Below are 23,830 nucleotides of genomic sequence, written 5' to 3' on the forward strand. Positions count from 1 at the left end.
GGCAGGGCTGCGCCTCAGGCCGCGACGCCGCGGGCGGCGAGCAACTCGTTGACCTGGTCGACCCAGCCGGACTGCATGAAGAAGCTGACGTGGCCACTGTCGACTCCCACGAGTTCGGGCCGCCCGAAGTGGTGCCACAGGCGGCCCACCTGGAACACCGGGTCGGCGAGCCGGTCGGCGTGGGCGGACACGAGGGCGAGTCGTTCGGGCGGAAGCGTCGGCTGTAGGGCGAACGCGGTGACCGGGCGGGCCGCTCGGGACGCTTCGCCGTAGAGACGGGACAGGCGGGGTTGGTTCCGCAACTCGGGTCGGGTGTTGGCTCGCACCAGATCTACGAGATCGGCGGCCGGGCAACCCATGACGACCGCGTCCAGGTCGGTCTCCGTGCAGGCGAGCAGACTCGCCATGCACCCACCGAGTGAGAACCCGAACACGCCGATCGCCGTCGGGTCCTGCTCGCGCACCCAGGCGATGGTACGGCGGACGTCCCACAGGGCATGACTGAGACCGTGGATGTTGGCGACATGATCGTCGCTCGGGAAACCGGCACGCGTGCGGGACCCGTCGCCGCGGGGGCCGTGGAGCGGAAGCACCGGCATCGCGATGTTCACGCCGAGCTCGCGCGCCATGGTCTCGACGCGAAGCATGCGGGCGTCCCACGACCGGCCCATGTCGGCGCCGTGGATGACCACGAGCCACGGCCGGGGACCATCGTCGTGGGTGAAGACGCGAATGACCCCTTCGTGGTTGTTCGAAGCGTCGAGCCACGCGGCGCGACCCGGAGCGGCCGCGTGTGGTTCCCATTCGCTGACGAAGCGGAGCTCCCGGCCGGCGACGCCGCCGAACGAGCCCGCCTCGTCCGAGACGATCACCGGCGCCGCCGGGGTGGCATGCAGCGACGACGGGTCCGCGGCGACGCCGATGTCGTCCCACAATGCGTTGAGGCCGTCGATCTGCTGTTCGACCCGCAGGAAGACATCGGCCGGCATCGGGTCGGCGAACATCTCGAAATACACCATCACGAGCTCGTCGAGCGCCGCATGGGCGGTGCGCAGCGGGTTCCATCGAGGCACGGCGAGATCGTGGCGGGCGAAGCGGCGGGCGCGCTGGTGCAGCGCGGCGTTGAACCCGAACCGGCCGGTGCGGACCTGGGCTCGGCGCGCCGCGCTCGCGAACGACTGCACCCGTGATCGGGGCGCCCGGACGGGGATCGGACCACGGTTCGGCGTGGGGTCCACCAGATCGACCGTCGACCCGTCATCGAGGCGCCGCGCCGGTACCGGAGCGTGGTCGGTCGGGGCGGCGGCGGTCGGTGATCCCATTCGATCGACGGTAGCTCCTCGACGAACCCGACCCTATGCTCACGAAGTCGTTGCGTGCTGCATGCAACCAACACCGACGATCTCCCGACCCGCGAACCCACAACCAGACGAGACCCACAGGACCAATGAAGCGCCTCTCCGGCAGTGACCAGATCTTCCTCTCGTTGGAAACCCGCGACTGGCACCAGCACATCGCGGGGATGACGGTCCTCAAACCCGGGGCGGACGGGCCGCTGACCTTCGACCGCGCCATCGGACGCCTCGAAGAGCGACTGGACCTGGCTCCCAAATTCCGGTGGCGACTCAAGCATGTTCCGTTCGGCCTCGATCGGCCCGGTTGGGTCGAGGACGACCGCTTCGACATCCGACGCCATGTCCATCGCGTCGGCGTGCCCCGCCCGGGCGGCCGCGAAGAGGTCGCCGGCCTCCTCGGCCAGATCATGTCGACCCAACTCAATCGCAAGATCCCGTTGTGGGAGTTCTGGTACATCGACGGGCTCGACAACGGCCGCCTCGCGTTCGTGCTGAAGTTCCACCACGCCCTGCTCGACGGCATGGCCGGAGCCAGTCTCGCCACGGTGATCTCGGATCTCAGCCCGGATGCGGAAAGCCCGCCCGTCCCCGACGACATCGAATCGGCGGGCCCGACCCCGACGGATCAGGAGCTGATCCTTCGCAGCATCATCCCGAACGCCCGCACACCGTTCCGCATCGCCCGCTATCTCGGCGAGGCCGCCAACCGGGGTCTGGCGATGCTCGACTACCAGCGCAAGAGCGACAACCCGCCGAAGATGATCGGTGTCCCGAAGACGCCCTGGAACGAGAAGATCGGCCCGCGCCGCAACGTGGCGTTCGCCTCCGTCTCGCTGGATGACGCGAAGGCGATCCGCGCCGAACACGAGGTGAAGATCAACGACGTGGTGCTCGCCCTCGTCGCCGGCGCGTTCCGCGACTATCTCCTGGCCAAGGACGCGCTCCCCGATGAGAGCCTCGTCGTCGGTGTGCCGGTGTCGACTCGCGCCAAGGACGACAAGGAACTCGACAACAAGATCGCCAACATGTCGGTCACGCTGCCGACGGAAGTCGAGGACCCGATCGAACGGCTCGTCAAGATCCATGCGAACAGCCAGGCCTCGAAGGCGATGACGGAGGCGATGCGGGCTCGGCGGATCCAGTCGCTGGGTGAGACCGCCCCGCCCCTGATGCTCAACCTCGCGGTCTCGGCGTTGCATCGCACGGGTGCAGTGGCCGCGATCCCGACCGCGATGAACGCAGTGGTGTCCAACGTTCCCGGCCCGCCGTTCCCCCTCTACTTCGCGGGCTCGGAGGTCACCGGCATGTTCCCCGGTTCGGTGATCATGGAGGGCATGGGCCTGAACGTCACCGTGCTCAGCTACATCGACCGCATCGACATCGGGCTCTCGGCCGACCCCGAGCTGGTGCCCGATCTCTGGGACATGGCGGATCTGCTGCCCAAGGCGATGAACGATCTGATGGTCGGGTCCGGCCTCGGCGAAGCCACACCCGTCACGGACGCGTTCGGCTACTAGTCCCGCGGTTCGACCACACCGAGCCGCACACCGATGTCGCGCAACACCTCGCGGTCCGCGTCGGGGCGACGGGGCGCGCCCGCCGGCACGTTGTCCGATGCGGCCCAGCCCCGCAGCTCGAGGAACGTCGCCGCATTGTGGCGATAGCCGGGGACCGGCGGGCGGAACGTGAAGTGGCCCAGGTACTGGAGCATGTCGTTCAGCTCGTAGAACGCCGGGTCGCCCTCGGACCACATCCGGTCCCGCGCGGCGAACAGGTCGGGTGCGAACGTGGACAGACCGAGCAGGTAGTCGGACCCGTACATGACCATGTCGATGCCGAGGTCGTTGCCGGTGAGCACCATGAAGTCCGGTCGCACCTCGTCGCGCAACGCGAGTCGGTCCCACTCGAGCTGCCGGCTCAGCGACGAGTGCTTCGCCCCGACACACTGCGGGATGTCGAGCAGCCCGCGGTAGGTGTCGAGCGAGAAGATGCGCCCGTAGGGCACGAACATGGCGCCGAGTTCGAACCCGAGGAACCGGTCGAGCTCCGCCCCGATCGCCGTGAGCGCGGCGATCCACTCGTCCTCGGTACCACCGTTGAGACCGTGGCTCGGGAAGATCACCGGCGTGCCACCCCGTGAGGCGATGTCCGTCGCCGCCCCGACGTAGGCGGCGTGGTCGAGCGGATCACCTTCGGCATCGGCGACGAACGCGCCGGCCACGAACGAGCCGCCGGTGATCTCGGCCGCGAGGTCGAGCACCCGCAGTTTCGTCTCTCGGTCGAGCAGCTGGACGTAGCCGGTGTCCATGTTGACGCCGGGCAGCAGTCCGACCTCGTGGGTACGGGCGATGTGGGCTTCGGTCGCGCCCCAGTCGATTGCGCCGTCGGGCGTGTGGGGCAGGAGCACGGCCGACATGCCGGTGATCGACCGGCGAGGCCGGATTCGGGCGGGAATGTCTCCGGTCATCGCCGACCGACGCTATCGGTCCGGACGGGCGGCTCGGCTCAACCCTGGTCTCCCCAGCCCCCCGGGACGCGCCCGTCGACGGTGACCTTGCGCTCGGCGAACCGCCAGCGACCGTCGACCCGGCGATAGCGGTCGATGTAGCGGCCCCAGTGGTCGAGACCGCGGTCGGTCAGCACCTGGTAGTAGCAGCGGCTCGTCGCGGTGTGTTCGTCCCCGACGTCGATCTGGAGGGACGCGGTGAAGTGCCGGATGAACGCGGCGGCTGCTCCCGCGCCGTCGCCCGTCTTCGCCGCGGCGTTCGTGAACATGCCCTCGATGGCGTCGCGGCCGTGGTGCGAGCCCGACGGGATGTGCATCGTCGCATCCGGGGTGAAGAGCTCGAGCATCTCGGCGAACCGGCCGGCGTCGCCGTTCGCGTTGTAGCGGGCCACCAGGTCGCGAATCGCCTCTCTGGCCTCGAGTTCCCACAGCTCCATGAGGTCCATCTCTAGCAGGCGCGCTACCTCGAGCAACTAGCGTCGCGGCGATGAGTGCACACCCGGCAAAGCCGTATCCGATCGACGTCGACGGTCTGGAGATCGTCACCCATCACGATCGCGGCGTGCTCGAGCTCACGATCGACCGACCGGATCGACGCAACGCCGTGACCGACGACATCGTGCAGGCGCTCATCGGAGCCATCGAGGCAGCCGGGTCCGACGACGAGGTGCGGGTCGTCCGGCTCGACGGGCGCGGCGACCACTTCTGTTCGGGATTCGACCTCGCCGGCCGGGCCAAACCCGACGGCCCGCTCCGTGCCGGCGAGACACAACGCCGAATGCGCTGGCAGGTCGACGAGTTGATCCCGGCCATGCTGGAGACCCAGACCCCGATCGTCGCGTCGGTTCGCGGCACGGCGATGGGCCTCGGTCTCGCGATGGCGCTCGCCGCCGACTTCGCCATCGTGGCCGACGATGCTCGCCTCTCGTCGCCGTTCGTGCGCTCGGGGTTCACCCCCGACAGCGGCAGCTCCTGGCTCCTCCCCCGGCTCGTCGGGGTGGCCCGGGCGAAGGACATGCTCCTGCTCGGCACCACGATCGACGGGGCGACCGCCGCGGGGTGGGGAATGGTGCACACGGCCGTACCTGCGGGCGACGTCGGCGCCGCCACCGACGCCCTGGTCGAACGACTCGCGACGAGTGCGACGGTCGCGGTCGGACTCGCCAAGTCACTCGTCCACCGGTCGCTGACGGCGGACCTCGATCGGCATCTCGCGGACGAGGCGATGGCCATCGAGCTGTCGAGCCGCTCCGCCGACTTCGCCGAATGGAGCCGGGCCCGGCGCGAGAAGCGTGACCCGGAGTTCGACGGGCGATGACGTCCTCCATCGCCGCCTCCGCCGTCGTTCTCGACGAGACCGGTGGCCCCGACGTGATGTCCCTTCGCCCCGTCGAGATCGGACCGCCCGGGGCCGGTGAACTGCTCGTGGAGGTTCACGCGGCCGGCGTCAACTTCATCGACACCTACAACCGCTCCGGGCTGTATCCGGTCGCCCTGCCGTTCACGCCCGGCAGTGAGGGATCCGGCACGATCCTGGAGGTGGGCGACGCGATGGGCGACGCGATGGGCGACGCGGCTGGTGACCCGGCGTTCGCCGTGGGCGATCGCGTCGCGTGGGTCGGCGGCGGCCGTTCCTACGCAACCGACACCGTGATCCCCGCGGCCTCTGCGTTTCCCATACCCGAGGGCATGGATCTCGACATCGCCGCGGCGCTGCCGCTGCAAGGGCTCACCGCGCACTACCTCATCGATGCCGTGTACCCGCTCGGTCCCAGCGACACGTGCCTGGTGCACGCGGCGGCCGGCGGCACCGGTCGGTTGATCGTCCAGATGGCGAAGCTGCGGGGCGCCACGGTCATCGCGACCGTCGGATCCGAGGCGAAGGCCGAACTCGCCCACTCCGCCGGGGCGGACCACGTCATCGACTATCGGGCGCATCCGCCCACCGATGGCCTCGTCCGCGCCGTGGAGGCGATCGTCGGTCCCACTGCCGTCGACGTCGTCTACGACGGCGTGGGCGCCGCCACGTTCGATGCCGGCATCGCTCTGCTGCGGACCCGCGGGACCATGGCCACGTTCGGCAACGCGTCGGGCCCGGTCGAGCCGATCACACCGCTCACGCTCATGCCGAAGTCGCTGATCCTCACGCGGCCGAGGCTCTTCGACTTCATCGCCGCACCGGCGGAACGCGAACGGCGCTGGAGCGAGACCCTCGCCTGGGTGCGCGACGGCGCCCTCGACGTCCACATCGGCATGCGGGCGCCGTTGGACGAGGCCGCCGATGTCCACCGGGCTCTCGAGAGTCGCGCCACGACCGGCAAGCTGCTGCTGCTCGCCGCTTCGGGGCCCGAGGGCGCGCAGGGCTAGATTCGCGGATCATGAGCAGCGCACCCTGGGCCACGATCCCCGAGCTGATCGACGATGCCGCGACCCGTTTCGCCGACAACGAGGCGATGGTCGACGGCGACGTGCGATGGACCTTCGCCGAGTTCCGCGACGAGATCCATCGCGGCGCTCGCGCTCTCATGGCGAGCGGCATCGAGGCCGGCGACCGCGTGGCCGTGTGGGCGCCCAACATCTGGGAGTGGGCCATCGCTGCGCTCGGCGTGCATGTCGCCGGCGGCGTCATCGTGCCGATCAACACCCGCTTCAAGGGCCGCGAGGCCAACTACGTCCTGACCAACAGCGGCGCCCGCATGCTGTTCACCGTCACGGACTTCCTCGACACCGACTATGTGGCCGCGTTGCGGGGTACGGGCGAGGACCTCCCCGGCACGCTCGAGGAGATCGTGGTGATGCGGGGGACCTGCCCGCCGGACACGACGCCGTTCGCCGACTTCATCGCCCGCGCCGACGACGTCCCCGACGACGACCGCGCCGCTCGCACCGCGGCGATCACCGGTGACGACCTGTGCCACATCATGTTCACCTCGGGCACGACCGGTGACCCGAAGGGCGCCATGCTCATCCACTCGGCGATCTGTCGCGCGTACCTCGTGTGGGCCGAGGGCGTCGGGCTCGACCAGGACCGCTACCTCATCGTCAATCCGTTCTTCCACTCGTTCGGACTGAACGCCGGCATCCTCGCCTGTCTGATGACCGGCAGCACGATCATCCCGCACCCCGTGTTCGACATCCCCTCCGTCATGCAACGCATCGCGGAGGAACGGGTCTCCGCCTTCCCCGGACCGCCGGCGATCTACCAGACGATCCTCAACACGGAGAACCTCGACGACTTCGACCTGTCCAGCCTGCGGCTGGCGGTGACCGGCGCCGCGCCGGTGCCCGTGTCATTGATCGAGGAGATGCGGGCCCGCCTCGGCTTCGAGACCATCATCACGGCCTACGGCCTGACCGAGTCGTCCGGCATGGCCACGATGTGCCGGGTCGGCGACTCCGCCGAGGTCATCTCGGGCAGCTCCGGACGGGCGATCGACGGCGTCGAGGTGCTCATCGTCGATCGCGACGGCAACGAGGTGCCGCGGGGCGAGCCGGGCGAGATCGTCGTCCGCGGCTACAACCTGATGAAGGGCTATCTCGGCGATCCGGAGAAGACGGCCGAGACCATCGACCGCGACGGATGGCTCCACACCGGCGACATCGGTGTGATGGACGAAGCCGGCAACGTCGACATCACCGACCGGGTGAAGGACATGTTCATCAACGGCGGCTTCAACGCCTACCCGGCCGAGATCGAGAACCTCATGTTGAACCACCGGGAGGTCGGCCAGGTCGCCGTGGTGGGCGTTCCCGACCAACGGCTCGGTGAAGTCGGCTACGCCTTCGTGGTGCCGACCCCGGGCGCATCCGCCCGTACGGACCCGGACGCCGCGGCCGACGAGTTGTTGGCGTGGTGCAAGGCCGAGATGGCCAACTACAAGGCGCCCCGCCACATCACGTTCGTCGACGAGTTCCCGCTCAATGCGAGCGGCAAGGTCCTCAAGTACGAACTGCGTGACCGGGCCGTCGCGTCGCTCTCCTGACCGGCCCGGTCAAACGAGGATCGCCACGCCGCTCACCGCGATCCACGCGAGGCCGACTGCACCACCGGCCGGGAGGACCACGCGTCCCAGGCGCATCAGCGCCGGGGGTCGTGGATAGCGGATGGTCCTCGCGGCCACGACGACGGCGAGCGCGACCAACAGCGGCGGGATGAGGGCGAGCAACGCCAGGGGCGCAAGGCCGGCCAGACCGCGAATCGACGGACCGGGCGTCGGCCATAGGGGTACCCAACGGTCGACGAGGATCGCGATCGTGAGTGGACCGATCGCGATCACGGCAAGGCAGAGAACGACCGCGAGCCAGCGGGGCTCGAGGATCGCGAAGTCGTGGTTCTCCGGATCCAGGACGCCACTCGGCCGGGCGAGCAGTCCACCGGCGATCCCCACCCCGACGAGTCCGGCCGTCAGACTCCGCGCCGGCAGGAGCCGGCGGGCGCTCAGATAGCCGATCGCGCCGACGATGCCCATGAATGTGCCGGCCGCGAGGAGGAAGCCCGTTCCCCCGCCCGATACCTCGCCGACGATCTCGTCGGCGTCGGTGAGTCTGCCGTTCGCGTCCGGTGACGTCGCGGCGAGCACGCGCATCATGAGGCGGCCGCCCATCCCGATCGAGAGCAGTCCACCGAGCGCTCCCGCGGCGATCGCGGCACACACCACACCCAGCTCGGATCGCGCCCGAGCGCGCCACGGGACGTCGTTGCCTCCGCGTTCGGTCGCCTCGACGTGGCGACCGGCGACGACCACGACGAACGAGGCGAGCACGCCGAGCGAACACAGGATGGTCACGACGGTCTTGGTCACGGGCAGGTCCTCGCCACGGCGCTCCTCGTCGAAGCGGCTTCAACTGGACAGACGAGCGACGTCGCCCCGCGGGTGACAGGCGTCGCGATTCGCCGACCGTCCGCCGTGTCCTAGCGTCGTGTCGATGGCGACGTACGAGCACCCCTATCCGGACCCTGAGCTCGCGGCAGCGCACCCGTTCACACCCTATGACGTGGCGGCGCGATCGGACGACGAGATGCGGGCGAGGGCCGGGGAGTTCCACGAACTCATGGACGCCCGCCGCAGTGTCCGGATGTTCGACGACCGGCCGGTCCCCCGCGACCTGATCGAGACGGCGATCCGAACGGCGTCAACCGCGCCGTCCGGCGCCCACATGCAACCGTGGACGTTCGTCGCGGTGAGCGACCCGGACCTCAAGCGCCGGATCCGCTCGGCCGCGGAGGAAGAGGAACGAACGAACTATCTCGAGAACCGCATGAACGCCGAGTGGCAGGCCGCGCTGGCGCCGCTCGGCACCGATCACCACAAGGAGTTCCTCGAGATCGCGCCCTGGTTGGTGGTCCTGTTCGAGCAGCGGTTCGGCGAGCACGATGACGGGTCGAAGAAGACCCACTACTACGTCAAGGAGAGCGTCGGGATCGCAGCCGGCATGTTCGTCACCGCGATCCATCAGATGGGGCTGGCGACGCTCCCCCACACGCCGAGCCCGATGGCATTCCTACGCGCCGTCCTCGACCGGCCCGAGACGGAACGACCGTTCGTGCTGTTCCCCGTGGGCCACCCGCTGCCGGGTGTTCAGGTGCCCGACCTCGAACGGAAGCCCCTGGATCAGGTGGCGCTCTTCCGGGAGTAGTCGCGCACCGGGTTTCGCGGCGGCATGTTGAAATCACCCTTCGGTGTCCACTGCGCCGACTTCAGGTCCTCGTTGATGTGGGCCATGTTCATCAGGTCCATCTCGTAGGAGAACTTTCCGCCGCCCGCGTAGTAGAGGACGGAGATGCCGGCCTGCGTGTAGATCTCACCGTCCGCGCCGGGAATGCGCTGGTCGAACATCGTCACGACGCGGTCACCGTCGACCATCGTCCACTGTTCGGGGAACTCCCAGTCGCCGAGCCCCGCCATCGACTCCTCCAGGAACGTGCGGATCGCATCGATGCCTTCGACCCGACCCCACGCCGGATCGATGAACACGGCATCATCGGTGAAGAACGCGCTCAGCGTCTCCCACGGCGCGTCGCCGGCGAGGATCTTCTCCCGTTGCCCGACATAGGCCTCGTAGGTGGCGAGGGCCTCGGCCTCCGCAGGCGTCAGGTGCTGTGACATGTGCGCACACTACGCATCTGCGCTAGACGGACGCACATGTCGTATGACCCCTTCGCCCGAGGACCCCATCCGGTCGGCGTTCGCAGCGCCACCGTGGACAGTGCCGGCCGTTCCGTCCCGGTCGAGATCTGGTACCCGACCCGCGACAGCAACGTCGGCAAGGACCTCGACCCGGCGACGCAGGACACCTACGTGCTCGGACCCGGCCTACCGGCCGCTCCGCAAGCCGCGCTGCGGGACGGACTGCCCTCCGTCGAAGCCACCAGTGGGACCGCACCCACGATCGTGTTCAGCCACGGATTCGGCGGGCACCGCCGCCAGACCACGCACCTCACCACCCATCTCGCCAGTCACGGCTATGTCGTCGCCGCGCCGGACCACATGGGCAACACCGCGACGGAGGTCATGGGTTGGATGCTCGGCGTCGGGGCACCGGCCGACATGGCGGCCTACACGCGAGAGACGGCAACGAACCGCGTCGCCGATGCCACACGGACGCTCGACGGTCTCCTGTCGGGCGAGTTCGGGGTCACGGGTGCGACTGCGTCGTGCGGCATCACCGGACACAGCTTCGGTGGCTGGACCACCCTCGCGACGACCGCCGCCGATCCACGCATCCGCGCCGCCCTCCCGCTCGCGCCCGCCGGCGGCGATGGCGGCGTCCTCGCCGGACCCGACGATCCCCGGATCGCGATGCGCGACATGCTCGAGCTGGACTGGGACCGGCCGGTGGACGTCCTCACGCTCGTTGCCGACGGCGACACGGTCCTCCCCTATCCGATGATGGCGGATCTTCTCGCTCGGGCGACCGGCATCGACCGCCTGGTCGTGCTCGCCAACGCGGACCACTACCACTTCTGCGACAACGTCGAAGCGGTGCACGATCTCATGTCGATGACCATGGGCGAAGGAGCGAAGCCGTCGAGCGAACTGGTGCCCGGCGACCACGCCTACGCCATGACCACCGCGCTGGGGCTCGCCCACTTCGACGCGTCGTTGCGGGGCAGCCCTCCGGCCGCCGCCTTCCTGGCCCAGGACCTGCGCGCCGTTCTCGCCGAGCGCGGAGTCGACATCACTGTCGTCACCCGAAACTGAGCAGAGGCGCAAACGTCCCATGAACCAGCCCAACGTCATCCTCATCAACTGCGACGATCTCGGCTACGGCGACCTGGCCTGCTACGGATCGAACCTCAACCGCACGCCCCACCTCGACCGCCTCGCCGCGGAGGGCGTGCGCTTCACCGACTTCTACGCGTCGTCACCGGTGTGTTCGCCATCGCGGGCGGCGCTGATGACCGGGTCCTACCCGCTTCGAGTGGGATTCGGCGGCAAGGCGTCCGGCGGGCTCGGCGGCGTGCTGTTCCCCGGCTGGTCCGTCGGGCTCAACCCGAGCGAGATCACGATCGCGCGGGCGCTGAAGGACGCGGGATACGCCACGAAGCTCGTCGGCAAGTGGCATCTGGGCGACCAGCCCGAGTTCCTTCCGACCAACCACGGGTTCGACGAGTACTACGGGATCCCGTACTCGAACGACATGGGTCGACAGATCGAGGGCGACCGCGTGCACGGGCTGACCCCCGAGGAGCTCGAGGACATGCTCCGCCAGATGGGGTTGACGGAGCCGTGGGTCCGACCGCCGCTCCCGCTGGTGGACGCGAACGAAGACGTCATCGACGTCATCGAGGCCCAGCCGGACCAGGCGAGCCTCACCAACCGGTATCTCGAACAGGCCCTCCGGTTCATCCGCCGGGAGACCTCGGCCCAGACCCCCTTCTTCCTGTACCTCGCGCACATGTACGTCCACCTGCCGATCTATGTGCAGGAACGGTTCAAGAAGGCCTCGCAGAACGGTGACTATGGCGCGGCGGTCGAGTGCGTCGACTGGGTGACCGGCGTGATCCTCGCCGAACTCGAGCGGCTCGGGATCGACGACGACACGGTCGTGGTGTTCACCAGCGACAACGGCGCGCTCGCCGTCGAGAGCGGTGGGTCCGGCTCGAACGCGCCCCTCCGCGGGTCGAAGGGGTCCACGTGGGAGGGCGGGCAGCGCGTGCCCGGGATCATCCGTTGGCCCGGCACGATCGCACCCGGCGAAGCGCACGAAGTCGCCAGCCAGATGGACCTCTACCCCACGCTCGCGAACATCTGCGGTGCCACCGTTCCCGCCGACCGCATCATCGACGGTCACGACCTGTCTCCGCGGCTCGGCCTCCGTTCCGGTGAGGACGAGCCCGATGACGAGCGGCCGTTCTTCTACTTCGCCGGTCCGTCGATCGAGGCGGTTCGGCAGGGACGCTGGAAGCTCCACGTGCGCAAGCAGGGCGACGACACGATCCAGCTCTACGACCTCGAGTCCGACATCGCCGAGGCAACGGACGTCGCCGACGACCACCCGGACGTGGTGGCGGAGCTCACGACGCTCATCGACGAGGCCCGCGCCGATCTCGGCCACGAGATTGCCGGGATTGCGGGCCCCGGGCTCCGGCCGATCGGCAAGGTCGACAACCCGGTCACGCTGACCGAGTTCGATCCGGACCACCCCTACTTCATGGCCGAGTACGACCTCGCCGATCGCGGCTGACCTCTCGTCCCCGCGGCGCCGGCGCGCACGATGAATTAGACCGGTGCCCATGACGTGTGAGCACTGTGAGTCGCGAAACACGTGTGCGTGCCCGGCCGGGCGGGAGGTGTGCTCGGTGGGAGGCGCATGTCCCTGCGGACCGGGATGCCCCTGCCCGACGCCCGAAGCGGAGCTCCCCGAGCCGAAGTGCCGCAGGTGCCCGGCGCCGGTGTTCTGCGGTCCCGGGGCATCCTCCTCGGCGCGGTGGTCTGGCTGGGCCTGTTCTTCCTGGTCTTCTGGTGGTGGGAGAAGACACCGCTCGTCTCCGTGGCGCTGCTGCTCTCGGTCCTGATCCTCGTCTTCTGGATCGTCCTCATGCTCGGCTACTTCGGCCGCTGGGGGCGCCGGGCGGTCGTGATGATCAATGCCCCGCCCTGGCTGTGGTGGCTCTGGCTGCTGCTGGCACTCGCCCTCTTCGGCCTGGGTGTCGTCGCGCTCCTCGACGGCGGGGAGTCGCGTGCCGGTGTCGTGCTCGTGCTGCTGGCGGCGATCTTCGCGATCGGCGGGTGGGCGCGGATGCTCCCGATCCTCTACCGGATGCTGCCCCCCATCGTCATGGCTCCAATCGTGGCCGTGATCGTCGCGGGCGCGGTGCTCGGCGTGCTCGGTCTGCGGGCGGACGACGAGACGTTCGGCGCGATCGCCGCGCTCGTCGCGACCCTCTGGCTGGCGGTGATGGTGCTCGCACCCTGGCTGCTGCTCTGGCGACGAGGCGTGCGGCACCAGCGCGTGCCGACCGGCATCCCGATCCTGATGCTCCTTGCACCGATCGTGATCCTGGTCGTCGGCACGCTGATGTTGATCGCGAACGGCTACACCCGGGACAAGCCCGACGGTGAGCGCGCGACCGCGACGAACGAGCAGGGCACGACCGACGTCACGAGCACGACGACCACGACCACAACCACGACCACGACCACGACCACGACGACCACCGAGGCGCCCGAGGACGCAAGCCCGCCTCAACAGCAACCCACCTACCGAGTGGCGATGTCGGACGGCCGGATGTTTCCCATCTACCGGTTCGACGACGGCAACCAGCAGAGCCTCGGCATCGTGCTCCCCCGCCCCGAGGACGACTGTTGGCTGCTCCAGTACGACGAGGGAATCGCCGATCACGTGGGCACGTGCAGGTTGTCGTTCGTGAACGACGTGGAGCCCGTGCCGGCGTCGATCATCTTCGAGTCCGAAGATCGTGTCGTTGCGTTGCTGCAAGGCACGAACGTGGTCGTCTCGGACGCCCTGACGGCCCAGGGGTTCGCTTTCGACCTCGACGACGAGTTCTTCGTGGAGCTCGACGCCTCCGGCGACACGGTCGAGATCGACGGCGAAACGTTCCGGCGCTGAGCAGTAGGGTGCGCCCATGATCCTCGAATCGCTCGCCGTCGACCCTGCAACGTTCGCCGACGCGACCGGCTGGGAGTCGAAACCGGAAGGTCTGTGCAAGGGCGATCAGTGTGTGCCCGCGCCCGAGGCCGTCACCGCCGACGGCGGCCTCGACGTCACCGTCGTCGCCGATCGGCTCGGAATGGCGATCGTGGAGGACCCCGAGCACGGCCTCGTCGCGCTCGGTCCCGAGAGCGGCGGGCGGGCCCTCACCACCGCGACGGTGCCCGAACTGCCGTTCACCGACGCGGACGGCAACCCGTTCTCGCTCGGTTCGCTCCACGGCCGCAAGGTGCTGCTCGTCGCTTGGGCCTCGTGGTGAGGTTGTCGCCACAGCCTGCCCGGGTGGCAGGCACTCCACGCTGAACTCGAGCCCCGGGGCCTCTCCGTTGTCACGGTCGCCCTCGACCTCGACCCCTCCAAGACCACCGAGTGGATCGCCGCGGCGGCCCCGACGCATCCGTCGCTGCTCGACCCGCACCACCTCGTCGACCAGCACCTCGGCATCAACAACGTGCCGATGGCCGTGTGGATCGACGAGACCGGCACCCTCGTGCGACCGCCCGAGTCGGCGTCGATCGAGCCGTCGCCGTTGCGCGACATGGAGATCACCGACGATCTGCCGGAGCGGATGCAGATGATGCTCGCCGAGGTGAAGAAGCTGCCCGACCTCGCCGAGGACTATCGCGCCGCGATCGTCGACTGGGTCGAGAAGGGCGCCGACAGCCGCTTCGCAATGGCGCCCCACGAGGTGATCGACGCCTCGCAGCCCCGGCCGATCGAACACAGCCGCGCCGCCGCACTCTTCGAGCTCGGCTGCCACCTCCACGACACCGTCGGCAAGGACGCCGCCGTTCCGTTCTGGAAGCAGGCCCACGCCGCGAACCCGGAGAACTGGACCTACAAGCGCCAGGCGTGGACCCTCGAGTCCACGCCGCCCGGCGAGGCGAGCGACATGGCCCAGGAGGTATCGGACACCTACGGCACCACCTGGCTCGACGACGTCATCGCCAACGGCGGCGGCGAGGCGTACGGCATCACCCCGGCGCTCTAGCCCGGCACGGCTGCAGACGTCAGTCGACGGTGACCTCGTCGAGCCGTCCGTTCCCCACGTCGTAGACGAAGCCCCGGATGTGGTCCTTGTGGGCGATGAACGGCGAGTTCAGGAGTCGCTGGATCGACTGCTTCGTGTCCGCGTAGGGGTCCGTGAACGCTTCCACCCGCCAGGGCGGACGGACCCCGATGTCGGACTCGATGTCCGCGGTGAATCCGTCCTCGGTCACTTTCTGCAGACCGCAGTCGGTGTGGTGCACGAGGATGATCTCGCGGGTGCCGAGCGCCCGCTGCGACAGCGTCAGCGAGCGGATGACGTCATCTGTCACGACCCCACCGGCGTTGCGGATCAGGTGGGCGTCGCCGCGGTCGAGACCGAGGATGGGGAACAACGGCATACGCGAGTCCATACAGGCCACGATCGCGACACGACGACCGGGTGACACCGGGAGCCCACGGGGCTCGAACTCCGCAACCCATTCGGCGTTCCGGGCGAGGAAATGGTCGGCGCTCGGTGTGAAGTCGTCGTCGTGCATGGGCGACAGCTTTACCGGACGCACGACCGCGAACGAACATGGGCCATGAACTCTCCCGCGAACACCGGCGTGATGGACGGCATCCGCATCCTCGAAGTGGCCGACCACACGTTCGTTCCCGCTGCCACCGCGATCCTCAGCGACTGGGGCGCGGACGTCATCAAGATCGAACACGCGGTTCGCGGCGACGCCGCCCGCGGCCTCGGACAGAGCGGCGCCGTCGACCTGAGCGGCGACGTGCACGCGATCATGGAGCACGCCAATCGTGGTAAGCGCAGCCTCGGCCTCGACCTGCAGACCGAGGAGGGGCTCGCGGTCCTGCATCGCCTCATCGCCATCAGCGACGTCTTCCTCGTGAACAAGCCGCCGATCGTGCGCGAGAAGCTGAAGATCACGGAAGCGGAGGTACGCGAGCACAACCCGTCGATCGTCTACGCGGCCGGCACCGCCTGGGGACCGAAAGGGCCCGAAGGCGATCGGGGCGGCTACGACATGACGTCGTTCTGGTGCCGGTCGGGCGCCGCGATGGGCGCGTGGTACGTCGACGACGAGCGCATGCCGAGCCAGCCCGGGCCGGCGTTCGGCGACTCGATGGGCGCGATGACGATCGCGGGCGGCATCGCCGCGGCGTTGCTCAAGCGGGAACGGGGTGGCGGGCCGCAGTCGTTGGAGGTGTCGTTGCTCGGCACCGGCATGTGGGCGATGGCCTCCGGGATCGCGATGAGCCATGTCAGCCAGACCCCGTGGCGGCCGTTCGACCTGTCCGGCTTCGTCTTCAATCCCCTGCTCGGCACGTTCCCCACGAGCGACGGCCGCATGGTCAACATCACCTGCCTCCAACCGCTGAAGTACTGGCAGGAGTTCTGCACCGTCATCGGACGCCCCGAGCTGATCGAGGACGAGCGCTTCGCCGATCACGAGTCACTCACGGCGAACGGGGCGGAGGCGAAGGCAGTCGTCGACGAGTTCATCGCGGCCCGCACGCTCGACGAGGTGCGCCGTGACCTCGCCGACTTCACCGGCCAGTGGACGCCGGTGCTCGACTCGCTCGAGATCATCGACGATCCCCAGACGGTGGCGAACGACTACGTCCAGGACCTCGTGAACGAGGCGGGCGTGCCGTTCAAGCTCGTGACCACGCCGGTGCAGTTCAACGGCGCGCCGAGCCCGATCGGCCGCGCCCCCGGGTTCAACGAGCACGGCGACGAGATCCTGACCGGCGACCTCGGTATGGACATGGACGAGATCATGGAACTGAAGGTGAAGGGCGCCGTGACATGACGATCACAGTGACACCGTTGACAGCGAGCGTTCGCCGGCTGACCGTCGTCCTGGCGGTGCTCGCAATCGTGGCGGCGTCGTGCGGGGACGATACGAACGACGACCCGAGTGCGGAGCCCACGACGACCACGACACCACCGACGACCGTCGCCGACACGCCGGAGGACGAACCGGAGCCGACCACCGAACCCGAGCCGGTCGACGTCGAGCCGACGCCGTGGCCGGGCAACGACCTGGCCGCCTCCGTGGCGTCAGGGGACGCCTGGATCGAGACACCAGCCGCGACCGCGTTCGAAGGATTGACGATCACGGCGACGGAGCCGGAAGGCGGTTCGATCGACGGTGCGGAGTCCGACGAGGTCGGGGCGTTCGCCGCGTTCGAGCTCGGGCCCGACGGCGCCGTCTTCGACGAAGCGGTCGTCGTGTCCGTCGTCGTGCCGCGGTCGCTGCTCGGTGACGACGGTGCGATTCCGGTCGTTCGCGCCGCAGTCAGCCACGGGGACGGGCCGTACGAACCCGTCGAGGTGACCGTGAGTCGGGACGGCGAGCAGGTCGTCGCTCGCGCTGCGGTCACCGGCTTCAGCATCGTCGAATTCGCCTACGACAACGCAAAGCCGATCCTACTCAGCGGAGACCACGCCGAACCGCTGTCGCTCTTCTGGGCATCCGAGAGCAGGACGTTCGAGATCTCCGCCACCTCCGGCGGGGAGGATCTCGTTTTCGGATCGTTCGCCGACGCCGTGCTGCTTGGGCGGGATGGGGCTGCATGGGACTGGCGCCCGGTGCCGGACGGCAGCCTGGATCTCGTCGGCCGCTGCACCGCGCTGGGCAACGGAACCTACGCGGTGGGTATCCACCTCGGCGGGGGGACGATGATGGTGAACAGCGGGCCGAGCGGCCCCTGGGCGCCGATCGAGTGCAAGCGACTCATCGCGCCGCTCGACCCGCCCGAGGGGTTCTCGGTCGTCTACGCCACGTGCGGCGGTCGATTCGAGGAGTTGACCAACCTCGACCCGGACGCCCTGGCCGATGCCGCGAGCGGCCTCGACGTCACGTTCGAGCATCGCCACTTCAGCGAAGCCGACTGCGACAGCCACAACGCGGGGCCGGCGGCCGAACTCGCCGCCCTGGACGCAGACGTCTACATCACACACTTCGGTCTCGAGTCGGCGCTCCGCGGGGACCTCGGCGGCGAAGCCGGTCAGGACGGCAAGTTCTATCCCGAGCCGCTCGAGGACTTCTCGAGTCTGTTCATCCCGATCGCCCCCAACGCCGCGGACTGGGCGATGCAGCGGACACTCACACCGTTCGAGACGTGGCTCGTCTTCCACGCGGCCGTGCGGGATCGCCTGGACCCGGACGTTCAGCAGGGCGGGTCGATCCACTGGGAAGTCCATCCCGTCATCGGACCGGAACCGCTCGATGTCGGCGGTTTCGAGCCGGCTTTCCAGGAGCAGTGGAGACTTCCCCTCGACTGACGATCACGCGAGCCCGAGGATGCGAGCGGCGTTGCCTCGCAGGAACGGCGCCCAGACGTGGTCCCGGAACGGCACGTCGTCCATCTCGTCGAAGATCCGGTCGAGCTCCAGCGCGTACGGGTGATAGCCGCCGTAGAGGACCTTCTCGACGCCGCGCGTGTTGGCGTAGTCGACGATGGCCGCCGGGTAGTGCTTCGGCGCGAAGGCCGAGGTCGAGTAGTGCAGGCCCGGCCACTTGAGCATCAGCTTCACGGCAAGGTCCTCCCACGGCTCGCCGCCGTGGCGCATGACGAAGACGAGCTCGGGGAAGTCGTACATGACCCGGTCGATGGCCTCGACGTGTTGCGAGTCCATCGGCACACGCGGCCCGGGCACGCCGGCGGTCGCGAAGAAGGGCAGGCCGAGTTCCACACACGTCGCGTAGACCGGGTACCAGTGGGCGTCGTCGAGCCGGATCGGCGGTGTCGTCCCCGCGGGGAAGGCGCTCACGGCGCGGATGTCGTGCTCGGCGTGGTCGGCTCGGACCTGACGCACGGCGCCCATGACGTCGTTGCCGTCGACCTGGGTGGCGAGCACGAACCGATCGGGGAACGCCCGGGCTGCGGGCGCCGCGGCCGGGTGTCCGAGCTGCACGAGCCCGATGCCGACGCCGTTCGCGTCCATCGCCCCGAGCGTGTCCGCGATCATCGTGGCGTCGTCATCGTCGGGACGAGCCGTCGCGGGGATGTCACGAAACATGTAGTCCGCCGGATGCTTGTCGCCCCGTTGTGACGCATGGACGTTCGCGGGGTTGCGGTCGACGTCGGCGGGCGAACGAAACCCGATCAACGTGTCGATCGCGGCGATGTCACGGGGGCGGGCCACGCCGAGATGGTACGTCCGTGTCCGCCGGATACCGGGTGAGACCCCTGTCTCGCGAGAGACTGCTCTCATGGAAACAGCACAAGAGGTCCTCATCGCCGGCGGCATGCTCATGCTCGTGCTCGGCGTCGTCACCGGCAACATCATGGCGATGATCCGCATGAACGAACCGACGGTTCCCCGCTATCTGTCGCTCGCCCACGAGGGTTGCTACCTGCAGGGCGCGATGCTCCTCGGGCTCGCGGTCGCCGCCGGGCTGAGCGATCTGTCGTCCGGCTGGGAGAACGCGGCGGCCTGGATGCTCGTCGTCGGCGCCGTCCTGTTGTTCACGAAGGACTTCCTCAACTGGCGTCTCGGCGTCGAGGACGAGTTCGCGAGCAAGGGCATCGGCCTCACCCTGGGCTTCCTCATGGGCCCGCTGCACACGATCGGGATCATCATCCTGACCGTCGGCGTCCTCGGCGCCCTCTAGCCCCGCACGAACCCGCGATCCGCGCCAAACCCGCGATCCGCGCCAAACCCGCGATCCGCGCCAAACCCGCGATCCGCGTTGAGTTGTGGTCGTCCTACGACCAAAACTCGGTTAAGAAGCCCGGGAGAGGTGGGTGCGGACGGCGGTGAGCCACTCGGCGGGGTGGGTGAGTTGGGGTGAGTGGTAGGCGCCGTCGATGATGACGCACTCGCCGTTCACCACGCCGTCGGCGAGTGCCGGTGCGTGGTCGACGAAGGGATGATCGTGCTCGCCCGCGATCACGGTGACCGGCGCGTCGATGTCGCCGAGGAGATGGTCGACGGGCTGGAGCCGGTTGTCGAACAGCGCGAGTCCGAGCGCCTTGCACGCCATCGGGTCGAAGGCGGCGCTCAGCTCGGCCTTGCGGGCCCGCCAATCCGCAGGCGTGGCCGCCTCGATCAGCGGATCCTCCGGGGTCGCCGGGGGCTGCCCCATCGGTGAGTCGACCGTGAGCGACCCGAAGTAGCCGGTGATCAGCTCGGCGACCGCCGGATCCTCGATGCCGAACGTCCACGCGGTCGTATCCATCAGGATCAGCGAGTGCACGAGGTCGCGTCGAGCCAGTGCGAAGCGCAGCGCGACGCGGCCCCCCATCGAGTGGCCGAGCATGTCGACCGGCCCGTCGACCGTGTGGGTGAGCCAGTCGATGACGTCGTCGACGATGTGGTCGACGGTGTACGTCTCCTCGTCGAAGGAGTTGGACGACCGGCCGTGGCCCCGATGGTCGATGGCCAGCACCCGCCGGTCCGCGGCGAGCGCATCGATGTGGAGATCGAAGTCGTGCGCCGACCCGGAGAACCCGTGCACGAGGACGAGCGGTGGGCCGTCACCACGACCCCACTCGTCCCAGGCGAGCGAGAACCCCTCGACCTCGTAGGACCTGGTCAGCTCGTGCGTCATGTCGGCAGTGTCGCGGACTCAGGCCTCGTTGACGAGCGGGACGACCTGCTCGACGAACGCGTCGACCTGGTCGAGGTACTCCGCGATGTCGCGGGAGCGGAACTTGAGGTGGATCGTGTTGGCGCCGACGGCGCGGGCCGCCCGGATGTCCTCGACCAGGGGTTCGACCCCGCCGGACAACGCCATCACGCCCTCGGGCACGTCGCCGAGCAGGTAGGTCCACGGCGGCATGTAGCCGATGTCGAACGTCGCGTCGCCGCGACCGGCGGCCTCCGCCGCGGCGCCGATCGTGTCGAGGATCTCGGGGTACTGGTCCTTGCCGTTGCCCATCGGGATGTAGCCGTCACCGATCCGACCGGTCCGGCGCCACGCGGCCTTACCCATGCCGCCGATCCAGATCGGCAGTTCGTTCGCGGGCTGAGGCGCGACCCCGACATCGGCGTAGGAATAGAAGTCGCCGTCGTGGGACACATAGGTGTCGGTGAACGCGCCCCGCACCGCGTCGAGCGTCTCGTCGAGTCGCTTGCCCCGGGTGCTGAAGTCCACCCCGAGCGCGTCGAACTCTGCTTCGACATGACCCGCGCCGACCCCGAGGATCGCCCGCCCGCCGGACAGATGGTCGAGCGTGCCGAAGGACTTGGCGGTCTGCAGTGGGTGCCGGTAGCCGGCGATCCACACGACCGAGAGGAGCCGGATGTTCCGGGTCCTCGCCGCGAGGAATGCGAGCGTCGCGATCGTGTCGTACCACGTGGTCGTCATCCGCGACGCGTACTCGTTGTCCGGAATGGCGACGTGGTCGCACACGCCGACGAAGTCGTAGCCCCGCTCGTCGCAGCGGGTCGCGATCGTGACGAGGTCGTCGACGGTGGCGTCGTCCTCCCAGGGATCGACGAGCGTGCGGGTCAGGGTCTGGATCGGGAGTTGGAGCCCGAACGACCAGTCGTTGCCCGTGTTGATCGCAGCCATCAGCCCGCGTCTCCCTCGTCGTCGGCCTCGGTCTGTTCTTTTTCGAGCTGTTCCTTCTCGAACCATGCGATCGCGCCCTCGGTCACGCCGGTGAACTCGGCGGCGCGCGGGTAGCCGACATAGGGCGTCGCCTGAATCAGTACTTCACGCAACTGCTCCGCAGTGAAGTCGCCCCGCTTCAGGCCGGCCTTGCACTGGATCTCCCAGGTCGTGGTGCCCCCGATCGCGGCGATCACGCCCATGATGATCAGCCGCCGGTCGCGCACGTCGAGCGCGTCACGACTCCACACCGCACCGAAGAGGTCCTCGGTCATGATGTCGGCGAAGTCCATGAACCCCTGGGGGACGACCGGCACGATGCCCTGGTAGACGTCCTCGAGCTTCGCCGCGCCCCGTTCCCACTTCGCCTGGTCGACTTCGTGTGCCATCTCAGGTCTCCTTCGCCTGGTCACCCGCGCCCGGCATCGCGTACACGAGGTTCATCGAGTCACGCACCGTCTCGACGACCGGCATCGGCCGCCCGGACTCGCGGCCGAGACTCGCCGCGATGTCGAGATCCTTCTCCGCGAGATAGATCGGGCCCTTCAGATAGTCGCCGAACGGGCCCGCCTTGTCGTCGGCCGACATGTCGAGGATCGACCAGAACATCTCGGTGAGGGCGCCGAGCTGGCCGACATGGCGCCACCCGTCGAGCAGGAGGGACGGATCCGCACCCTCGCCCACCATGATCTGATGCGCCGCGCTCGCGGCCGCCTGCTGGAAGTACGTCATCACGTTGAACGCGACCTTCATGGCCGCTCCCGCACCGACCGGCCCGGCCTCGAACACGATGCCGCCGCACGACTCGATCACCGCCCGTGCCGTCGCCGGCAGACCGCCGTCCGGCACCCCGACCATGATCGACAGATTGCCCTTCTCGGCATTGGCGGTTCCGCCGCCGACCGACGCGTCGAAGACGATGACCTGGCGCTCCGCGGCCAACGCCGCGGCATCCCGCACCGTGTCGGGGTGCACGGTCGAGTGGATCGCGATCGTGGTGCCAGGGGCGCAGGAGTCGAGGATGCCGTTCTCGCCGGCGATGACGTCCATCACGATCTCGTCGTTCGGCACGCAGATGGAGATGTGATCACATGATGCCGCGAGCGCCGCGCCGGAGTCGGCCGCGCGGCCCCCCTTGTCGACGACCGCTGCCACGGCCGCAGCGTCGAGGTCGAACACCTGGAGGTCGAAGTCCTGTGTCGCGAGCCAGCCGGCCATGGCCCCACCCATGTCGCCGACTCCGATGTACCCGATCGAGCTCGTCACGATGATCTCCCTGTCGCGGTGCGAGGCGAGGGACAAACGTACCCGCCGACCCCGACCCGCCGGGAATCAGAGGTAGTCGAGCGGGAGCGCGGTCGTCTGCTTCATCTGCTCCATCACGAAGACCGTGCGCACGTCGTAGAGATCCACCCGCGCGATCAGTCGTTTGTAGAAGCCGTCGTACGCCTCGATCGAGGGAACGACCACCTTGAGCGTGTAGTCGATCTCGCCGGAGGTGCGAAACGCCTCGACGATCTCGGGCAGGTCGGCGATGGCGGCACAGAACCGGTCGAGCCACGCCGCGCTGTGGTCGTTGGTCCGGATGTGCACGAGCGCGGTGACGTCGAGATTCAAGGCCGCGGGATCGACGAGCGCGACGCGGCCCGTGATCACGCCGGCCTTCTCGAGGTTCTGCACGCGCCGCCAGACCGGCGTCGGGGTGAGTCCGACCTGCTCCGCCAGTTCCCGCGCGGTCAGATCGCCCTGCTCCTGCAGCAAACGCAGTATTTCCCGATCAACTTCGTCCACAATAGAAGATTCTACTACTCCAAATGGAGCCGAGAGTTACGGCGGCTGCTCTTTCGGCGAATCGTGCATGAACTTGCACGGATCTTCTGCGCGGGAATCCGTAGCCTGGACGCATGGCTGCCAACCCCTTCACCGACCATTGCCACGAAGCTGGCGAGACGTACCGCGAGCACATGGCGGTCGCGCTCGGTGTCAGCCGCCAGTTGGCCGGCGCAGCGACGGCCGCGTTCGTCCACGCCCTCGTCCCCCGGTTCCACGAGACCACCGCGAGCGACAAGATCCGCGCCCTCGCCGATTGTCTCGAGCGCAAGGACCGCGGCGGCCTGCGCGGCCACGCCACGATCACCGCCGTCGACGGCGCCGCCTGACCACCTCCCCGTTCTGCCCCCCCCTTACCCGTTCTGGGTGAACATAGGGTCGGAATCCGCGCCTCCGTTCAC

25 protein-coding genes are annotated in these 23,830 nt (G+C 68.7%); 13 read left to right on the top strand and 12 right to left on the bottom strand.

Annotation, left to right across the window (positions count from 1 at the left end; genetic code table 11):
• Positions 1 to 14: 14 nt before the first annotated feature.
• Positions 15 to 1,322: a hypothetical protein gene (locus R8F63_12940; GenBank protein ID MDW3219510.1), complete on the bottom strand. Its 1,308-nt coding sequence runs from the start codon at positions 1,320 to 1,322 to the stop codon at positions 15 to 17.
• 125 nt (positions 1,323 to 1,447) lie between these two features.
• On the opposite strand from R8F63_12940, the gene R8F63_12945 reads away from it, so the two are divergent.
• Entirely contained in the window at positions 1,448 to 2,872 is a 1,425-nt protein-coding gene (locus R8F63_12945) for a wax ester/triacylglycerol synthase family O-acyltransferase (GenBank protein ID MDW3219511.1), read from the top strand.
• On the opposite strand, the gene R8F63_12950 is transcribed toward R8F63_12945, so the two are convergent.
• Positions 2,869 to 3,822, bottom strand: a complete 954-nt coding sequence (locus R8F63_12950) for a dihydrodipicolinate synthase family protein (protein MDW3219512.1) — start codon at positions 3,820 to 3,822, stop codon at positions 2,869 to 2,871. The two genes, R8F63_12945 and R8F63_12950, sit on opposite strands and share 4 nt — an antisense overlap.
• A gap of 38 nt (positions 3,823 to 3,860) precedes the next feature.
• Positions 3,861 to 4,298 carry a nuclear transport factor 2 family protein gene (locus R8F63_12955; GenBank protein MDW3219513.1) on the bottom strand — a complete coding sequence of 146 codons (438 nt, stop codon included), beginning with the start codon at positions 4,296 to 4,298 and terminating at the stop codon, positions 3,861 to 3,863.
• A 50-nt stretch (positions 4,299 to 4,348) separates the two neighbouring features.
• Here R8F63_12955 and R8F63_12960 point away from each other — a divergent pair, with 50 nt between their 5' ends.
• Genes R8F63_12960 through R8F63_12970 form a run of 3 tightly spaced genes read left to right on the top strand, consistent with a single transcriptional unit; the run spans position 4,349 to position 7,844 of the window.
• Positions 4,349 to 5,179, top strand: coding sequence for an enoyl-CoA hydratase-related protein (locus tag R8F63_12960; GenBank protein ID MDW3219514.1), 831 nt, complete (start codon positions 4,349 to 4,351; stop codon positions 5,177 to 5,179).
• Positions 5,176 to 6,228, top strand: coding sequence for a quinone oxidoreductase (locus tag R8F63_12965; protein MDW3219515.1), 1,053 nt, complete (start codon positions 5,176 to 5,178; stop codon positions 6,226 to 6,228). The genes R8F63_12960 and R8F63_12965 overlap by 4 nt, the downstream gene beginning before the upstream one ends.
• An 11-nt stretch (positions 6,229 to 6,239) precedes the next feature.
• The gene (locus tag R8F63_12970) at positions 6,240 to 7,844 is read left to right on the top strand and encodes a FadD3 family acyl-CoA ligase (GenBank protein MDW3219516.1); all 1,605 of its coding nucleotides are present in this window, start codon (positions 6,240 to 6,242) and stop codon (positions 7,842 to 7,844) included.
• A gap of 9 nt (positions 7,845 to 7,853) precedes the next feature.
• On the opposite strand, the gene R8F63_12975 is transcribed toward R8F63_12970, so the two are convergent.
• Complete coding sequence (locus tag R8F63_12975; protein ID MDW3219517.1) at positions 7,854 to 8,663, bottom strand: hypothetical protein; 810 nt, start codon at positions 8,661 to 8,663, stop codon at positions 7,854 to 7,856.
• 124 nt (positions 8,664 to 8,787) lie between these two features.
• Here R8F63_12975 and R8F63_12980 point away from each other — a divergent pair, with 124 nt between their 5' ends.
• A complete protein-coding gene (locus R8F63_12980) occupies positions 8,788 to 9,498 on the top strand; it encodes a nitroreductase family protein (GenBank protein MDW3219518.1) in 711 nt (236 codons plus the stop codon).
• Here R8F63_12980 and R8F63_12985 read toward each other — a convergent pair.
• Complete coding sequence (locus R8F63_12985) at positions 9,474 to 9,968, bottom strand: nuclear transport factor 2 family protein (protein MDW3219519.1); 495 nt, start codon at positions 9,966 to 9,968, stop codon at positions 9,474 to 9,476. The two genes, R8F63_12980 and R8F63_12985, sit on opposite strands and share 25 nt — an antisense overlap.
• 36 nt (positions 9,969 to 10,004) lie before the next feature.
• Here R8F63_12985 and R8F63_12990 point away from each other — a divergent pair, with 36 nt between their 5' ends.
• From R8F63_12990 to R8F63_13005, 4 genes are all read left to right on the top strand, one after another.
• Positions 10,005 to 11,063: an alpha/beta hydrolase gene (locus R8F63_12990; protein MDW3219520.1), complete on the top strand. Its 1,059-nt coding sequence runs from the start codon at positions 10,005 to 10,007 to the stop codon at positions 11,061 to 11,063.
• A gap of 19 nt (positions 11,064 to 11,082) precedes the next feature.
• A complete protein-coding gene (locus R8F63_12995) occupies positions 11,083 to 12,549 on the top strand; it encodes a sulfatase (protein ID MDW3219521.1) in 1,467 nt (488 codons plus the stop codon).
• Positions 12,550 to 12,675: 126 nt separating this feature from the next.
• Positions 12,676 to 13,935, top strand: a complete 1,260-nt coding sequence (locus tag R8F63_13000; GenBank protein MDW3219522.1) for a hypothetical protein — start codon at positions 12,676 to 12,678, stop codon at positions 13,933 to 13,935.
• A gap of 16 nt (positions 13,936 to 13,951) precedes the next feature.
• Positions 13,952 to 15,028, top strand: a complete 1,077-nt coding sequence (locus tag R8F63_13005; GenBank protein MDW3219523.1) for a ResA-like WAxxUGC motif-containing protein — start codon at positions 13,952 to 13,954, stop codon at positions 15,026 to 15,028.
• A 19-nt stretch (positions 15,029 to 15,047) separates the two neighbouring features.
• On the opposite strand, the gene R8F63_13010 is transcribed toward R8F63_13005, so the two are convergent.
• Positions 15,048 to 15,563, bottom strand: coding sequence for a carbonic anhydrase (locus R8F63_13010; protein ID MDW3219524.1), 516 nt, complete (start codon positions 15,561 to 15,563; stop codon positions 15,048 to 15,050).
• A 45-nt stretch (positions 15,564 to 15,608) separates the two neighbouring features.
• Here R8F63_13010 and R8F63_13015 point away from each other — a divergent pair, with 45 nt between their 5' ends.
• Positions 15,609 to 16,844 (top strand): CoA transferase, encoded by a 1,236-nt coding sequence (locus R8F63_13015; protein MDW3219525.1) that lies wholly within the window; start codon positions 15,609 to 15,611, stop codon positions 16,842 to 16,844.
• A complete protein-coding gene (locus R8F63_13020) occupies positions 16,841 to 18,322 on the top strand; it encodes a hypothetical protein (GenBank protein ID MDW3219526.1) in 1,482 nt (493 codons plus the stop codon). Before R8F63_13015 ends, R8F63_13020 begins: the two co-directional genes overlap by 4 nt.
• Positions 18,323 to 18,325: 3 nt before the next feature.
• On the opposite strand, the gene R8F63_13025 is transcribed toward R8F63_13020, so the two are convergent.
• Entirely contained in the window at positions 18,326 to 19,186 is an 861-nt protein-coding gene (locus R8F63_13025; protein ID MDW3219527.1) for an amidohydrolase family protein, read from the bottom strand.
• 67 nt (positions 19,187 to 19,253) lie between these two features.
• Between R8F63_13025 and R8F63_13030 the strand changes: the two genes are divergently transcribed.
• Positions 19,254 to 19,655, top strand: coding sequence for a hypothetical protein (locus R8F63_13030; protein MDW3219528.1), 402 nt, complete (start codon positions 19,254 to 19,256; stop codon positions 19,653 to 19,655).
• 111 nt (positions 19,656 to 19,766) lie between these two features.
• On the opposite strand, the gene R8F63_13035 is transcribed toward R8F63_13030, so the two are convergent.
• The 5 genes from R8F63_13035 to R8F63_13055 all read right to left on the bottom strand — a co-directional run bounded on the left by R8F63_13035 (position 19,767) and on the right by R8F63_13055 (position 23,390).
• Positions 19,767 to 20,594, bottom strand: a complete 828-nt coding sequence (locus R8F63_13035; GenBank protein MDW3219529.1) for an alpha/beta hydrolase — start codon at positions 20,592 to 20,594, stop codon at positions 19,767 to 19,769.
• Positions 20,595 to 20,612: 18 nt separating this feature from the next.
• Entirely contained in the window at positions 20,613 to 21,560 is a 948-nt protein-coding gene (locus R8F63_13040) for a TIGR03619 family F420-dependent LLM class oxidoreductase (GenBank protein ID MDW3219530.1), read from the bottom strand.
• Complete coding sequence (locus R8F63_13045; GenBank protein MDW3219531.1) at positions 21,560 to 21,988, bottom strand: carboxymuconolactone decarboxylase family protein; 429 nt, start codon at positions 21,986 to 21,988, stop codon at positions 21,560 to 21,562. The genes R8F63_13040 and R8F63_13045 overlap by 1 nt, the downstream gene beginning before the upstream one ends.
• Before the next feature lies 1 nt (position 21,989).
• Complete coding sequence (locus R8F63_13050) at positions 21,990 to 22,865, bottom strand: NAD(P)-binding domain-containing protein (GenBank protein ID MDW3219532.1); 876 nt, start codon at positions 22,863 to 22,865, stop codon at positions 21,990 to 21,992.
• Between the two features lie 66 nt (positions 22,866 to 22,931).
• Entirely contained in the window at positions 22,932 to 23,390 is a 459-nt protein-coding gene (locus R8F63_13055; GenBank protein ID MDW3219533.1) for an Lrp/AsnC family transcriptional regulator, read from the bottom strand.
• A gap of 113 nt (positions 23,391 to 23,503) precedes the next feature.
• Here R8F63_13055 and R8F63_13060 point away from each other — a divergent pair, with 113 nt between their 5' ends.
• Positions 23,504 to 23,758, top strand: a complete 255-nt coding sequence (locus R8F63_13060) for a DUF6356 family protein (GenBank protein ID MDW3219534.1) — start codon at positions 23,504 to 23,506, stop codon at positions 23,756 to 23,758.
• Positions 23,759 to 23,830 lie beyond the last annotated feature (72 nt).

It is taken from the genome of Acidimicrobiales bacterium (assembly GCA_033344915.1).
Lineage (GTDB): Bacteria > Actinomycetota > Acidimicrobiia > Acidimicrobiales > Aldehydirespiratoraceae > JAJRXC01.

Coding starts and splice junctions, on each gene's coding strand:
- R8F63_13010 (MDW3219524.1), bottom strand. CDS start 15,563: ATGCACGACGACGACTTCACACCGAGCGCCGACCATTTCCTCGCCCGG.
- R8F63_12980 (MDW3219518.1), top strand. CDS start 8,788: ATGGCGACGTACGAGCACCCCTATCCGGACCCTGAGCTCGCGGCAGCG.
- R8F63_13045 (MDW3219531.1), bottom strand. CDS start 21,988: ATGGCACACGAAGTCGACCAGGCGAAGTGGGAACGGGGCGCGGCGAAG.
- R8F63_13020 (MDW3219526.1), top strand. CDS start 16,841: ATGACGATCACAGTGACACCGTTGACAGCGAGCGTTCGCCGGCTGACC.
- R8F63_13060 (MDW3219534.1), top strand. CDS start 23,504: ATGGCTGCCAACCCCTTCACCGACCATTGCCACGAAGCTGGCGAGACG.
- R8F63_12965 (MDW3219515.1), top strand. CDS start 5,176: ATGACGTCCTCCATCGCCGCCTCCGCCGTCGTTCTCGACGAGACCGGT.
- R8F63_12940 (MDW3219510.1), bottom strand. CDS start 1,322: ATGGGATCACCGACCGCCGCCGCCCCGACCGACCACGCTCCGGTACCG.
- R8F63_13035 (MDW3219529.1), bottom strand. CDS start 20,594: ATGACGCACGAGCTGACCAGGTCCTACGAGGTCGAGGGGTTCTCGCTC.
- R8F63_12970 (MDW3219516.1), top strand. CDS start 6,240: ATGAGCAGCGCACCCTGGGCCACGATCCCCGAGCTGATCGACGATGCC.
- R8F63_13000 (MDW3219522.1), top strand. CDS start 12,676: ATGTCCCTGCGGACCGGGATGCCCCTGCCCGACGCCCGAAGCGGAGCT.
- R8F63_12985 (MDW3219519.1), bottom strand. CDS start 9,968: ATGTCACAGCACCTGACGCCTGCGGAGGCCGAGGCCCTCGCCACCTAC.
- R8F63_12950 (MDW3219512.1), bottom strand. CDS start 3,822: ATGACCGGAGACATTCCCGCCCGAATCCGGCCTCGCCGGTCGATCACC.
- R8F63_12960 (MDW3219514.1), top strand. CDS start 4,349: ATGAGTGCACACCCGGCAAAGCCGTATCCGATCGACGTCGACGGTCTG.
- R8F63_13040 (MDW3219530.1), bottom strand. CDS start 21,560: ATGGCTGCGATCAACACGGGCAACGACTGGTCGTTCGGGCTCCAACTC.
- R8F63_12945 (MDW3219511.1), top strand. CDS start 1,448: ATGAAGCGCCTCTCCGGCAGTGACCAGATCTTCCTCTCGTTGGAAACC.
- R8F63_12995 (MDW3219521.1), top strand. CDS start 11,083: ATGAACCAGCCCAACGTCATCCTCATCAACTGCGACGATCTCGGCTAC.
- R8F63_12990 (MDW3219520.1), top strand. CDS start 10,005: ATGTCGTATGACCCCTTCGCCCGAGGACCCCATCCGGTCGGCGTTCGC.
- R8F63_13030 (MDW3219528.1), top strand. CDS start 19,254: ATGGAAACAGCACAAGAGGTCCTCATCGCCGGCGGCATGCTCATGCTC.
- R8F63_12955 (MDW3219513.1), bottom strand. CDS start 4,298: ATGGAGCTGTGGGAACTCGAGGCCAGAGAGGCGATTCGCGACCTGGTG.
- R8F63_13015 (MDW3219525.1), top strand. CDS start 15,609: ATGAACTCTCCCGCGAACACCGGCGTGATGGACGGCATCCGCATCCTC.